The 12,926-nt window shown below is 58.8% G+C and carries 12 protein-coding genes; 10 read left to right on the forward strand and 2 right to left on the reverse strand.

Translation table 11 applies throughout. The features are described from left to right. Positions 1-438: 438 nt before the first annotated feature. Positions 439-1,659 (reverse strand): CaiB/BaiF CoA transferase family protein, encoded by a 1,221-nt coding sequence (locus tag BM300_RS26765; RefSeq protein ID WP_092150697.1) that lies wholly within the window; start codon positions 1,657-1,659, stop codon positions 439-441. 13 nt (positions 1,660-1,672) lie between these two features. Next, positions 1,673-2,854: an acyl-CoA dehydrogenase gene (locus BM300_RS26770; RefSeq protein ID WP_014335919.1), complete on the reverse strand. Its 1,182-nt coding sequence runs from the start codon at positions 2,852-2,854 to the stop codon at positions 1,673-1,675. Positions 2,855-3,010: 156 nt separating this feature from the next. On the opposite strand from BM300_RS26770, the gene BM300_RS26775 reads away from it, so the two are divergent. From BM300_RS26775 to BM300_RS26820, 10 genes are all read left to right on the forward strand, one after another. Beyond that, positions 3,011-3,910 carry a LysR family transcriptional regulator gene (locus BM300_RS26775; RefSeq protein WP_092464487.1) on the forward strand — a complete coding sequence of 300 codons (900 nt, stop codon included), beginning with the start codon at positions 3,011-3,013 and terminating at the stop codon, positions 3,908-3,910. 431 nt (positions 3,911-4,341) lie between these two features. Further along, the gene (locus BM300_RS26780; protein ID WP_047230082.1) at positions 4,342-5,463 is read left to right on the forward strand and encodes a Re/Si-specific NAD(P)(+) transhydrogenase subunit alpha; all 1,122 of its coding nucleotides are present in this window, start codon (positions 4,342-4,344) and stop codon (positions 5,461-5,463) included. A gap of 15 nt (positions 5,464-5,478) precedes the next feature. After that, the gene (locus BM300_RS26785) at positions 5,479-5,802 is read left to right on the forward strand and encodes an NAD(P) transhydrogenase subunit alpha part 2 (RefSeq protein ID WP_003187010.1); all 324 of its coding nucleotides are present in this window, start codon (positions 5,479-5,481) and stop codon (positions 5,800-5,802) included. Beyond that, a complete protein-coding gene (locus tag BM300_RS26790; protein ID WP_063323529.1) occupies positions 5,802-7,238 on the forward strand; it encodes an NAD(P)(+) transhydrogenase (Re/Si-specific) subunit beta in 1,437 nt (478 codons plus the stop codon). Before BM300_RS26785 ends, BM300_RS26790 begins: the two co-directional genes overlap by 1 nt. Before the next feature lie 199 nt (positions 7,239-7,437). Further along, on the forward strand, positions 7,438-8,931 hold the full coding sequence (locus tag BM300_RS26795) for an acetyl-CoA hydrolase/transferase family protein (RefSeq protein ID WP_003196443.1): 1,494 nt from the start codon (positions 7,438-7,440) through the stop codon (positions 8,929-8,931). A 319-nt stretch (positions 8,932-9,250) separates the two neighbouring features. After that, the gene (locus tag BM300_RS26800; RefSeq protein WP_003187014.1) at positions 9,251-9,466 is read left to right on the forward strand and encodes a DUF1127 domain-containing protein; all 216 of its coding nucleotides are present in this window, start codon (positions 9,251-9,253) and stop codon (positions 9,464-9,466) included. Between the two features lie 345 nt (positions 9,467-9,811). After that, on the forward strand, positions 9,812-10,129 hold the full coding sequence (locus BM300_RS26805) for a DUF2388 domain-containing protein (protein WP_003196441.1): 318 nt from the start codon (positions 9,812-9,814) through the stop codon (positions 10,127-10,129). Positions 10,130-10,235: 106 nt separating this feature from the next. Then, positions 10,236-10,544, forward strand: a complete 309-nt coding sequence (locus BM300_RS26810) for a DUF2388 domain-containing protein (protein ID WP_063323531.1) — start codon at positions 10,236-10,238, stop codon at positions 10,542-10,544. A 27-nt stretch (positions 10,545-10,571) separates the two neighbouring features. Beyond that, positions 10,572-10,892, forward strand: coding sequence for a DUF2388 domain-containing protein (locus tag BM300_RS26815; protein WP_003187020.1), 321 nt, complete (start codon positions 10,572-10,574; stop codon positions 10,890-10,892). Next, positions 10,889-12,850, forward strand: coding sequence for a DUF7844 domain-containing protein (locus BM300_RS26820; RefSeq protein ID WP_092347692.1), 1,962 nt, complete (start codon positions 10,889-10,891; stop codon positions 12,848-12,850). The genes BM300_RS26815 and BM300_RS26820 overlap by 4 nt, the downstream gene beginning before the upstream one ends. The last annotated feature ends 76 nt before the right edge of the window (positions 12,851-12,926 follow it).

A 12,926-nucleotide genomic window follows, 5' to 3' on the forward strand; every position in this document is an offset into this window, starting at 1 on the left:
AGCGCCCCGTGTATCTGTCAAGCGGTTATTTTCAGAAGTTTTCAAAGTTTCGCTTCGGAAACATCAACAACTTCAACCACTTGCGCTTCCGATCTCTCGTTAGCGGGAGGCGAATTCTACAGCGTTACTCGCTGCTGTCAACACCTCTTTTTCACCGCTTTCGACCGAGAAGATCGAACCGCCGATAGAGCCAAACAACACCGCTCCACCTGCTCCTTCCGGGCTTCGATGAACTGAAGCCCCGCACCTTCGAAACCTACTTAACTCATTGAATCTCAAAAAGTTTTCCGTTTCGACTGCGCCGGAAGTGGGGCGAATTATAGACTTCCAGAATCTGCCGTCAACCCTTAATTTCGCTTTTCTATCAATAAGTTGCGCAACACTGGCAAACCCACTGCTTTCGCCCTTATGAATCGTCTTCTATATAGAAGAGAAGACTCATAGAACCCCCGCCTCTCTGAACGCCGTCACCGCGACTTCGTCCAACCCCAACACTCGCTGCAAGACCTCCAGCGTATGCTCCCCTAATAAAGGGGGCGCATTGCGATATTCCACCGGCGTCTCGGAGAGTCGAATCGGACTGGCCACCTGCGGCACGCTCCCAGCCAATACGTGAGGCAATTCCATCGCCAATCCACGCGCCTGCACCTGAGGATCGGCAAACACCTGGGCCAGATCGTTGATTGGCCCACACGGCACACCCGCCTGCTCCAACTGAGCCACCCACTCGGCGGTAGTCTTGAACACCGTCGCCTGGCGAATCAACGGAATCAACACCGCCCGATTCGCCACCCGCAGCTTGTTTGTGGCAAAACGCGGATCGTCGGCCCACTGCGGCTGACCTGCAACCTCAGCGAATTTTCGGAACTGGCCGTCGTTACCCACCGTAAGGATGAAATCGCCATCGGCCGTAGGAAAATCCTGATAAGGCACGATGTTCGGATGAGCATTGCCCAACCGCTTCGGCGCATGACCTGTGGTCAGGTAATTCATCGCCTGATTGGCCAGGCAAGCCACTTGGACATCCAGCAAGGCCATATCGATGTGCTGGCCGCCGCCGGCATGATCCCGATGAGCCAGCGCCGCCAAAATAGCAGCAGTCGAATACAGCCCCGTGAGGATATCCGTCAGCGCGACTCCCACCTTCACCGGCCCCGCCCCCTCATCGCCCTCTGGGCGGCCGGTCAGGCTCATCAAGCCCCCCAACCCCTGAATCATGAAGTCATACCCGGCACGCTTGGCATAAGGGCCCGTCTGGCCAAACCCAGTGATCGAGCAATAGATCAATTGCGGATTGATCGCCTTTAGCGACTCGTAGTCCAGACCATAAGCCGCCAGCCCGCCAACTTTGAAGTTTTCGATCAGGATATCGGACTTAGCCGCCAGCTCTCGCACCAGCCGCTGCCCTTCTGGACGCGTGAAATCGATGGTCACCGACTGTTTGTTGCGATTGGCCGACAGATAATAAGCAGCCTCGGTCGTGTTCTCGCCTCGGGCATCCTTAAGGAAGGGCGGCCCCCAGGCGCGCGTATCGTCACCATTGCCGGGACGCTCGACCTTGATGACATCAGCCCCCAGGTCCGCCAGGATCTGTCCGGCCCACGGCCCGGCCAGGACTCTCGATAAATCCAATACCCGCAGATGTGAAAGCGCGCCCATGACCGTTCTCCTATTAATAGAACGCCTGGATACCGGTTTGCGCACGCCCCAGGATCAGCGCATGAACGTCGTGGGTACCTTCATAGGTGTTTACGACTTCCAGGTTCACGAGATGACGAGCAATGCCGAACTCATCGGAAATACCGTTGCCACCCAGCATGTCCCTCGCCATGCGAGCGATATCCAGGGACTTGCCGCAGGAGTTGCGCTTCATGATCGAGGTGATCTCGACCGCCGCCGTGCCTTCATCTTTCATACGCCCCAGGCGCAAGCATCCCTGCAAGGCCAGGGTGATTTCGGTCTGCATGTCGGCCAGTTTCTTCTGGATCAACTGATTGGCAGCCAGAGGACGCCCAAACTGCTGTCGGTCCAGCGTGTACTGGCGAGCGGTATGCCAGCAGAACTCAGCTGCCCCCAAAGCCCCCCAGGAGATGCCATAACGCGCCGAGTTCAGGCAGGTAAACGGGCCCTTCAGGCCGCGGACATCGGGAAAAATGTTCTCTTCCGGAACGAATACGTTGTCCATGACGATTTCGCCAGTGATGGAGGCGCGCAGGCCGACCTTGCCATGAATAGCCGGTGCACTTAGACCCTTCCAGCCCTTTTCGAGAACGAAGCCGCGGATATCGCCAGCGTCATCCTTACCCCAGACGACAAACACATCGGCGATCGGACTGTTGGTGATCCACATTTTGCTACCCGTCAGGCTGTAGCCGCCTTCCACTTTGCGCGCACGAGTAATCATCGCACCCGGGTCGGAACCATGGTTCGGCTCGGTCAGACCAAAGCAACCGATCCATTCACCAGACGCCAGCTTTGGCAGATACTTCTGTTTTTGCGCTTCGGTACCGAATTCATTGATCGGCACCATGACCAGCGAAGACTGCACGCTCATCATTGAGCGATAACCGGAATCGACGCGCTCGACTTCGCGAGCGATCAGGCCATAGCTGACGTAGTTCAGCCCACTGCCGCCGTACTGTTCAGGAATGGTTGCCCCCAGCAGGCCCACTTCACCCATCTCGCGGAAGATCGCCGGGTCGGTCTTCTCATGGCGGAACGCTTCCAGCACCCGCGGCGCGAGCTTTTGCTGGGCGAACTGCTCGGCAGTGTCGCGGATCATGCGTTCTTCTTCGGTGAGCTGCTGATCCAGCAACAATGGATCGATCCAGTTGAAGCTCGCTTTACCGGCCATGAAAGAGTCCTCGCCAATTAGATGAAAATCGTGGATTGATCCTAGGCGCGCTTTCCTACAAGGGCAAACGAGGATTGCGCACTATCTTGTGCTAATTTCTCACTCCGTAAACGCCATAAACCCCGTTTATGTCGATATTGAGTGAGGCTTGTGTACATGCGCCGTAAAATCCCCAGCACCACCGCCCTGATCAGTTTCGAGGCTGCCGCACGTCATGAGAGCTTCACCAAGGCGGCGCACGAGCTTTCTCTTACCCAAGGCGCTATCTGCCGACAAATCGCCAGCCTGGAAGACTTCCTCAGCGTGGAGCTTTTCCGACGCTCACGTCGAGGCGTCAAACTGACCGAAGCCGGCCTTTCCTACAGCCGTCGAGTTGCCACCCAACTGGATGCCGTCGAGCGCGACGCTCTTTCGGTGATGGGGCATACCGGTGCGAACGTGATCGAACTGGCCGTGGTGCCAACTTTCGGCACTCAATGGCTGCTACCACGCCTCAAGGATTTCCAGCAGCAGCATCCGGAAGTCACCGTCAACCTGACCAACCGCACACGGCCCTTTCTCTTTGCGGACACAGAGTTTGACGCCGCTATCTATTTTGGTGATGCGGACTGGTCCGGCACCGAATCCCACAAGCTGATGGGCGAAAATCCGATGCCGGTATGCAGCCCTACCTTACTGGGAGGCCGGACGAGCCTGACACCAGAGGCCATCGCCGAATTGCCCTTGCTCCAGCAGACGACTCGCCCGTATGCGTGGCGCCAGTGGTTCAACGCCCAGAACCTGAATATTGCGCGAGACCTGACAGGGCCGCGTTATGAACTATTCTCCATGCTCGCCCAAGCGGCTATGCACGACATGGGTATCGCGCTGATTCCGCCCTTTTTGATTCAACGCGAACTGGCAGAGAAACGACTGGTCGTGGCCAACCGTAACGCGCTGTCGAGCATCAAGGCCTATTACCTGATGATTCCGGAGCGAAAGGTCGAATCCGCCTCCCTTCGGGCTTTTCGTGACTGGCTCGTGAACCAAGCTAACTGCTATCTTATTGATTATTAATAAAAAAACAAAAACAGACTTAGGTAGTAAACTAACAGAGGTCGCTACAGATATAAGTTTATGTCGCATTCAGTCAATCTGTTACCGAACCCGTGCAGTAGTCTCCAAAGCGTCTAAATACATGGCCTGGAGCCATATCGCGCAATGCATCAGCGCTTATTCATCTGGCCGATGGGAAAAATTGTCAATTTGGACCTGAATCCTTGGAAAGCACGGCCCACAAGGGCTGCCGTTCGATAATTGCGACATTCGGTCACAGGGTGACTTGTAGTTAATTTTCCGTCACCCGTCATAATCCCTTGAAGGGCTGAATTTTCGCCTGCAAAATGCCGCGCCCCGCCTGGTTTGGCGGGATCGTGCTGATCGGCCGCCCCAGCCGCACCATCCGAAGTGCCTGGGTTTACTCAATAAGATCACGCAGGAGATTTGACGTGCACATTGGTGTTCCCCTCGAAACCCAAACGGGTGAAACACGGGTTGCTGCTACCCCGGAAACCATCAAGAAGTTGATCGGCCAAGGCCATAAAGTCACTGTCCAAAGCGGCGCCGGTATCAAGGCCAGCGTAATTGACAGTGCCTATGAGGCGGCGGGCGCAACCATTGGCAGCGCCAGTGATGCATTCGGGGCCGAACTGATCCTCAAGGTGGTGGCCCCCAGCGACAGCGAACTGACGCTGATCAAGAGCGGCACCGTTCTGGTGGGCATGCTCAATCCGTTCAACAACGAAACCATCGCCAAGCTGGCCGAACGCGGTATTACCGCTTTCGCCCTTGAGGCCGCGCCACGTACCTCCCGTGCCCAAAGCCTGGATGTGCTGTCGTCTCAAGCGAACATTGCTGGCTACAAGGCCGTGCTGCTCGCCGCTCATCACTATCCGCGCTTCATGCCGATGCTGATGACGGCAGCGGGCACCGTGAAAGCGGCGCGCGTGCTGATTCTCGGCGCGGGCGTGGCGGGGTTGCAGGCGATTGCCACCGCCAAGCGCCTGGGCGCAGTGATCGAGGCTTCGGATGTGCGTCCGGCGGTCAAGGAACAAATCGAATCCCTCGGCGCCAAATTCGTCGATGTGCCTTACGAAACCGACGAAGAGCGTGAATGCGCCGTCGGCGTCGGTGGTTACGCCCGGCCCATGCCGGCCAGTTGGATGCAGCGCCAGGCCCAAGCGGTGCACGAGCGCGCCAAGCAGGCGGATATCGTCATCACCACCGCACTGATTCCGGGCCGCAAGGCACCGACGCTGCTGAGTGCCGAAACCGTCGCGCAGATGAAACCTGGCTCGGTGGTCATCGACCTCGCGGCAGCCCAGGGCGGTAACTGCCCGCTGACCGTGGCCGACCAGGTCGTGATCGAGAATGGCGTGACCATTTGCGGCCCGACCAACCTGGCCGGTGAAGTCGCGGCCGACGCTTCGGCGCTGTACGCCCGTAACCTGCTGGACTTCCTGAAGCTGGTCTTCACCAAGGAAGGTCAGTTCGACGTGAACCTGGAAGACGACATTGTTGCCGCGTGCCTGATGTGCCGCGACGGCCAAGTCATCCGTAAAAACGCCTAAGCAGGGATTCAGACAATGGAAGAGCTTATCTCCCCCGGTATCTACAACCTGATCATCTTTGTGCTGGCGATTTATGTCGGTTACCACGTGGTCTGGAACGTGACACCTGCACTGCACACGCCGTTGATGGCGGTGACCAACGCCATTTCGGCGATCGTGATCGTCGGCGCCATGCTCGCTGCCGCACTGACCGTAACGCCTCTGGGCAAGACCATGGGCACCCTCGCCGTGGCCCTGGCCGCGGTGAACGTCTTCGGTGGCTTCCTCGTGACGCGCCGCATGCTCGAGATGTTCAAGAAAAAAGCCCCGAAAGCCGTAAAAGAAGAGGCGCCCAAGTAATGAGCATGAACCTGGTAACGACGCTCTACCTGATCGCGTCAATCTGCTTCATCCAGGCCCTCAAAGGCCTGTCCCACCCCACCACCTCTCGCCGTGGCAACCTGTTCGGCATGCTCGGCATGGCGCTGGCGGTGCTCACCACTGTGGGCCTTATCTATAAGCTCGGTGCTGAGCTGGCGACTGCCGGCATCGGCTACGTCATCGTCGGCCTGCTGATCGGCGGCACCGCGGGCTCGATCATGGCCAAGCGCGTCGAGATGACCAAGATGCCGGAGCTGGTGGCGTTCATGCACAGCATGATCGGCCTGGCGGCGGTGTTCATTGCCATCGCCGCCGTCGTCGAGCCGCAGTCCCTGGGTATCGTCAAGCAGCTGGGTGATTCGATCCCCGCCGGTAACCGTCTGGAGCTGTTCCTCGGCGCAGCCATTGGTGCAATCACCTTCTCCGGTTCGGTGATCGCGTTCGGCAAGCTCTCGGGCAAGTACAAGTTCCGCCTGTTCCAGGGCGCACCGGTACAGTTTGGTGGCCAGCACAAGCTCAACCTGATCCTGGGCCTGGCGACGCTGGGCCTGGGCCTGATGTTCATGTTCACCGGCAACCTCGGCGCGTTCGCCTTGATGCTGGCCCTGGCGTTTGTTCTGGGCGTGCTGATCATCATCCCGATCGGCGGTGCGGACATGCCGGTGGTGGTCTCGATGCTCAACAGTTATTCCGGTTGGGCCGCAGCGGGCATTGGCTTCTCGCTGAACAACTCGATGCTGATCATCGCCGGTTCGCTGGTGGGTTCGAGCGGTGCGATCCTGTCGTACATCATGTGCAAGGCGATGAACCGTTCGTTCTTCAATGTGTTGCTCGGCGGTTTCGGCAACACCGCAGATGCTGCTGGCCCGGCAGGCTCCAAAGAAGCCCGCCCAGTGAAATCCGGCTCGGCTGACGACGCGACCTTCCTGCTGACCAACGCCGACACGGTGATCATCGTCCCGGGCTACGGCCTGGCAGTGGCCCGGGCGCAGCACGCGTTGAAAGAACTGACCGAGAAGCTGACGCACCACGGCGTAACTGTCAAATACGCGATCCACCCGGTGGCTGGTCGCATGCCCGGGCACATGAACGTCTTGCTGGCCGAGGCCGAAGTGCCTTACGACCAGGTGTTCGAGATGGAAGACATCAACTCCGAGTTCGGCCAGGCCGACGTGGTGCTGGTGCTTGGCGCCAACGATGTGGTCAACCCGGCGGCGAAGAACGATCCGAAATCGCCGATTGCCGGCATGCCGATCCTCGAAGCCTTCAAGGCCAAGACCATCATTGTCAACAAGCGCTCGATGGCCAGCGGCTATGCGGGCCTGGACAACGAACTGTTCTATCTCGACAAGACCATGATGGTGTTCGGTGACGCCAAGAAAGTCATCGAAGACATGGTCAAAGCAGTGGAATAACGCTCACGGCTTCGCCATCAACGCCCCGACTCGTCGGGGCGTTTTGATTTGTATCAAGGCCGAACGTTACCGATCCGGTAATAATGTTTTGCCTGAAACGCCCGTAATAGAGGCCTTAAATGCGACCTTTGTAGCGGGTCGGGCACCGCGCGAATTCACTAGACTGCGCATCTTGCTTTCCAGCCCGAGATAACAACCTATGTACCGTGATCGCATCCGCTTGCCTTCGTTATTGAATAAAGTGATGAGTGCTGCCGAAGCAGCCTTGTTGATTCAGGACGGCATGACCGTCGGCATGAGCGGCTTTACCCGCGCCGGAGAAGCGAAAGCAGTGCCCCACGCCCTGGCTGAGCGCGCCAAGGTCACTCCGCTGAAAATCAGCCTGATGACGGGCGCGAGCCTGGGTAACGACCTCGACAAGGAACTCACCGAGGCCGGCGTGCTGGCGCGGCGCATGCCATTCCAGGTCGACAGCACGTTGCGCAAAGCGATCAACGCAGGCGAGGTGATGTTCATCGACCAGCATCTCTCGGAAACCGTTGAACAACTGCGCAACGGCCAGCTCAAGCTGCCCGACATTGCCGTGATCGAAGCGGTGGCCATCACCGAGCAAGGGCATATCGTACCGACCACATCGGTAGGTAATTCGGCCAGTTTCGCCATCTTCGCCCGGCAAGTGATCATCGAGATCAACATGGCCCACAACCCGAACCTGGAAGGGCTGCACGACATCTATATCCCGACTTATCGCCCGACCCGCACCCCCATCCCCCTGGTGAAGGTCGACGATCGCATTGGAAGCCCTGCCATCCCGATCCCGCCGGAAAAAATTGCCGCCATTGTCATCACCAACCAAGGGGACTCGCCTTCCACCGTCGCGTCACCGGACAGCGACACCCAGGCCATCGCCGATCATCTGATCGACTTCTTCAAGCAGGAAGTTGCGGCCGGGCGCATGACCAACAAGCTCGGGCCGTTGCAGGCCGGGATTGGCAACATCGCCAACGCCGTGATGTGCGGGCTGATCGATTCCCCGTTCGAAGACCTGACCATGTATTCCGAGGTCCTGCAGGACTCGACATTTGACTTGATCGACGCTGGCAAGCTGAGCTTCGCTTCCGGCAGCTCTATCACGCTGTCGAGTCGACGCAACGCCGATGTATTCGGAAATCTGGAAAGGTACAAGGACAAACTGGTCCTGCGCCCACAGGAGATCTCCAACCATCCCGAGGTCGTACGCCGCCTGGGCATCATCGGTATCAACACCGCGCTGGAGTTCGACCTGTACGGCAACGTCAACTCCACCCACATCTGCGGCACTCGGATGATGAACGGCATTGGCGGTTCGGGGGATTTCGCCCGCAACGCCCACTTGGCGATTTTCGTGACCAAGTCGATTGCTAAGGGCGGCGCCATTTCCAGTGTCGTGCCGATGGTCAGCCATGTGGACCATACCGAGCACGATGTCGACATCCTGGTGACCGAGATCGGCCTGGCCGACCTGCGTGGCCTGGCGCCAAGGGAGCGGGCACGAGTGGTCATCGACAATTGTGTGCACCCGTCCTACCGCCAAGCGTTGAATGATTATTTCGAAGCAGCGTGCGCCCTGGGTGGGCACACCCCGCATATCCTGCGCGATGCACTGAGTTGGCACGTCAACCTAGAAGAAACCGGGCGCATGTTGGCCGTCTGATACAGCTGGATCACCGCTATCGCAAATACAGTTTTGCTTGAAGGCCCTCACTCGAGCCTGATGCAACAAAAACTGTACTGCTGTACCGGTGTTTTCTTACAGTCTTTTTCCACAAAACATCAAACAATCACCTAAAACGCACCAATAACGTGCAGACAGGTACAGTTGCCTCAATATTGACCAGTACACCGCTCTTTAACAGTTAACTGGTCTCTCACAATACAGGTGAACTGTATCTAGAGAGACTGGCCAAACGAGAGGATCATGGGCACCAGTTAAACCACTACCTAATCCCGCCACAAGCGGAAGGATGTCAACCATGGAACGTACACTCAGTTCCGAGCTGTTTTTCGAAGACAAAGCTGAAAAAAACCAGGCTTCCCTGCCTCTTCGCGTTATCGCTAACCTGATGTTGTGGCAGCGCCGCATCGCCAGCCGCCATCAACTGGCTCGTCTGGATTCGCGCCTGCTGGCTGACGCCGGAATCAGCGAAGCACAACGTTACGAAGAGCTGAGCAAGCCGTTCTGGCGCTAACTCAGCGTCGCTGGCCCTGACCCACCGGGTCCACCGCCAGCACCGAATTGAACAAACAAGACCCGTCGCGGGAAACCGCGACGGGTCTTGTCGTTTCCGGGCCCTTTTTTTTTGGAAGACCTGAGAGACACAACAGTTTTGCACAATCCAAAAACATACCAGTACAGTTAAGCTTGAACCGTAGCGCCCAATGCGGGCATCATGCTGCCGATGACCGTCGCAAAGGGCTGTCAGCCAACGCTTTCTGTCCTAATATCGATGCGAACGTGGCGAAGCGAGTCGAGCATGCGTCTCCTCTTCCAGCTACACGCACCGGTATCACCTCATCCTTCAAGGAGTTTCCTCATGATCCGTCTCCGCCTGCTCAGCGCAGTTGCCCTGCTGGCCGTAGCCGCCCACTCCAACGCCAGCAGCTTCATCGTCACCACCGACTCCATCGTCGGAGCACTCAAGGCCACCTCCGACGTGACCTCCGATGCAACCTCATCCCTGCGTGACAACAAGATCGTTCAAGCCGCCCGTGACGACGCTGCCAGCTTCGTGGCCAGCGAAGGCGCCATCCGTGGTGTGAAACTGGAAAGTGCCCTGGACTACATCCGCCAGCAGGCACCACAGCTCAACGCCACCGATGCACAGCTGGCCCAGGCGATCCTGGTGATCTGATGCAACATGAAACATCGGGCGCCAAATGGTGTTCCGATGTTTCAACGCTGGCTCTGGCCCGCTGGTTTGCGCTAGCCTTCAGGCTCGCCATCAACCGTCGAGCCCCATGCGTTTTTACTCAGATCTGTTCATCGCGTCTTTCTTCGTAGTTTTTTGCTGGTCTGTTCCGGCCCATGCTTTCGATGTGTCCACCCAGCAAGTGGTGGTCAGCGGCTATGCCACGAGCATGGTGACCTCTGCGCCCTTCGACCATAAACTGATCGTCGCCGCTCACGATGACGCCGCGGCATTCGTCGCCAGCGACGGGCAACTGCGAGGTGCACAACTGGAATCGGCCTTGGATTACCTGCGCCGGACCCAGCCAAAACTTCACGTCAGCGACCTTGAACTGGCACAGGCAATTCTCGTCCAATAGTTATCCTTATTTCTCCGGAGTCGTTCCATGCGTAGCCCGCTGATTGCTGCCGCCCTAGGCCTGCTGGTGTTGGCCGATGTGGCCCAGGCACATACCCTGGTAGCCACCAGTAACATCATCGTTCGCGCTTCCCAGCGCACGATCGATTTCACTTCCGACACCACCACCTCTATCCGTGATTCGAAAATCGTCCGCGAAGCCCACGACGATGCGGCCAGTTTTGTCGCCAGCAATGGTGAAATTCGTGGCGCTCATCTCGAGGCTGCCTTCGACACCTTGCGCACCCGCGTGCCGGAAGCCCGCGACGCCAGTGACCAGGTTCTCGCCGAAGCCATCCTCGCATTGTGAGGCGGTTCGCCGCCTGGCTGGCGGCCGGGGTCTTGCTGCTCACGAGCAGCCTGGCCCAGGCCGGCCTGCAACTGCACCTCAACGTCGAAGGCCTGAGCCCGGCGCAACAGCAGGCCAGCCAGGCGCTGCTCGATGAAGCCATGCAGGCGCTGCCGCCGCGCTTCATCGCGCGACTGGACCGACGCATCGATGTCGGCTGGACCGACCAGATGCCCGCCAACGCCTACGGCCAGGCCTCGCTGGTGTCGCAACTGGACCTCAACAGCAACCTGCTCGACAGCCTTGTCGACGGCAGCGCCGCGAGGCAAAAGACCCATCGCCCCCACGGCACCGTGCGCCGGGAAATGCTCGCCACCGTCCTGCACGAACTGACCCACATTTATGACCGCTCGCGTCTATGGCCAGATGCCGAGCGTACGCTGATCCAGCGTTGCACTCGACGCAACAGCAGCGCCGGCTTGATCGGCCTTCCCGATGAATGCCGGGGCCAGAACGACCGCCGCTTCACCCTCAGCGATGATCCTCGCTTGCTGGACCTCGCCGGCTGGCCACAATACGTTGGCCGGCGCGGTGAGCGGGAACAGCACAACCGCCAGGTCGCCCGCAGCCCGGACCTCTATGAAACGAGCAGCCCCAAGGAGTTCGTCGCGGTCAACATGGAGTACTTCCTCCTCGACCCAAGCTACGCCTGCCGACGCCCCGCCCTGTATCGCTATTACCAGGCACACTTCGGCTGGGCACCTGCCGCCAAGGACACCTGCGCCCAATCGTTCGCGTTCCTCAACGCCGGCAATGACTTCGCCAAGACCCCACTGGGCAAAGTTGATCCAGAGCGGGTCTATGCCATCGATTACCTGCTGGCCGAAGCCAACCAGAACTGGGTGAGCCGCTGGGGCCACAGCATGCTCCGGCTGGTGATCTGTGCACCGGGTCGCCCACGTGGCCCGGACTGCCGACTGGATCTGGACCAACACCTGGTGCTGTCGTACCGCGCCTTCGTCGGCGATGTGCAGCTATCGAGTTGGGACGGGCTGGTTGGCAAATACCCGTCGCGCCTGTTCGTATTGCCGTTGGCACAGGTGATCGATGAATACACCAAGACCGAGCTGCGCAGCCTGGCGTCGGTGCCGCTGAACCTGTCGCGCACCGAGATCGAGGAGACGGTCGAGCACGCCGCCGAAATGCATTGGAGCTACGACGGCAACTATTACTTCCTGTCCAATAACTGCGCAGTGGAAAGCTTGAAGCTGCTGCGCAGCGGCAGCAACAACGCGCAGCTCAACGGCCTGGACAGCATCATGCCCAACGGCTTGTTGGAAGTCCTCAAGGGCCGGGGCCTGGCGGATACCAGTGTGCTGGATGATCCCAAGGAAGCCTTGCGCCTGGGCTACCGCTTCGACTCGTTCCGCGAGCGCTACCAGGCGATGTTCGATGTGCTGAAGAGGTATCTGCCGATCAAGCAGCAAACGGTGGAAGACTGGCTGGCCCTGGATGCCGCCGAACGCCGCGTCTGGTTCGAACAGGCCGACCTGCGCACCAGCGCGGCATTGTTGCTGCTGGAACAAGCCAGTTATCGCCGGCAATTGTTGTTGGCGCAGGATGAAGTCAAACAGCGCTACCTCGGCGCCCGTGAATTGCAAAACGGCGGAATGGAAAGGGCTAACGCGACGCTGCAGCAGATCCTCGCCAACAGCGGCTTCCTGAGCCGTCCGGCCGAACTGCTGGGCAGCAGCGGCTACGGCTTGCCACAACCCAGCGAGTGGCAACGCTTGGAATCGGAAAGCAGCTTGCGTCAGAAACAACTTCAAACGCTGACAGGCGACCTGGACAAGGAAGTCCGGGCATTGCTTGAGCCGAGTCGCGCCGCTGAAATTGCTGCCAGCGAGGCCAATGTGAAAGCGATCGGCGAGCATTTGCGCAAACTGCACAAGGCCGGGGGCGGGTTGGAATTGCCCTGACGAGCACTGCTTGAAGCAATAACAAAAAGGGGTTCAGAACCAAGCTCTGAACCCCTTTTTTCGTGCTGCGGGCCGA

This window comes from Pseudomonas sp. NFACC46-3 (assembly GCF_900114515.1).
GTDB lineage: Bacteria > Pseudomonadota > Gammaproteobacteria > Pseudomonadales > Pseudomonadaceae > Aquipseudomonas > Aquipseudomonas fluorescens_Q.

Excerpts from the sequence above, each read along its gene's own strand:
- BM300_RS26765 (WP_092150697.1), bottom strand. The coding sequence starts at position 1,659 with ATGGGCGCGCTTTCACATCTGCGGGTATTGGATTTATCGAGAGTCCTG.
- BM300_RS26770 (WP_014335919.1), bottom strand. The coding sequence starts at position 2,854 with ATGGCCGGTAAAGCGAGCTTCAACTGGATCGATCCATTGTTGCTGGAT.
- BM300_RS26775 (WP_092464487.1), top strand. The coding sequence starts at position 3,011 with ATGCGCCGTAAAATCCCCAGCACCACCGCCCTGATCAGTTTCGAGGCT.
- BM300_RS26785 (WP_003187010.1), top strand. The coding sequence starts at position 5,479 with ATGGAAGAGCTTATCTCCCCCGGTATCTACAACCTGATCATCTTTGTG.
- BM300_RS26790 (WP_063323529.1), top strand. The coding sequence starts at position 5,802 with ATGAGCATGAACCTGGTAACGACGCTCTACCTGATCGCGTCAATCTGC.
- BM300_RS26795 (WP_003196443.1), top strand. The coding sequence starts at position 7,438 with ATGTACCGTGATCGCATCCGCTTGCCTTCGTTATTGAATAAAGTGATG.
- BM300_RS26800 (WP_003187014.1), top strand. The coding sequence starts at position 9,251 with ATGGAACGTACACTCAGTTCCGAGCTGTTTTTCGAAGACAAAGCTGAA.
- BM300_RS26805 (WP_003196441.1), top strand. The coding sequence starts at position 9,812 with ATGATCCGTCTCCGCCTGCTCAGCGCAGTTGCCCTGCTGGCCGTAGCC.
- BM300_RS26810 (WP_063323531.1), top strand. The coding sequence starts at position 10,236 with ATGCGTTTTTACTCAGATCTGTTCATCGCGTCTTTCTTCGTAGTTTTT.
- BM300_RS26815 (WP_003187020.1), top strand. The coding sequence starts at position 10,572 with ATGCGTAGCCCGCTGATTGCTGCCGCCCTAGGCCTGCTGGTGTTGGCC.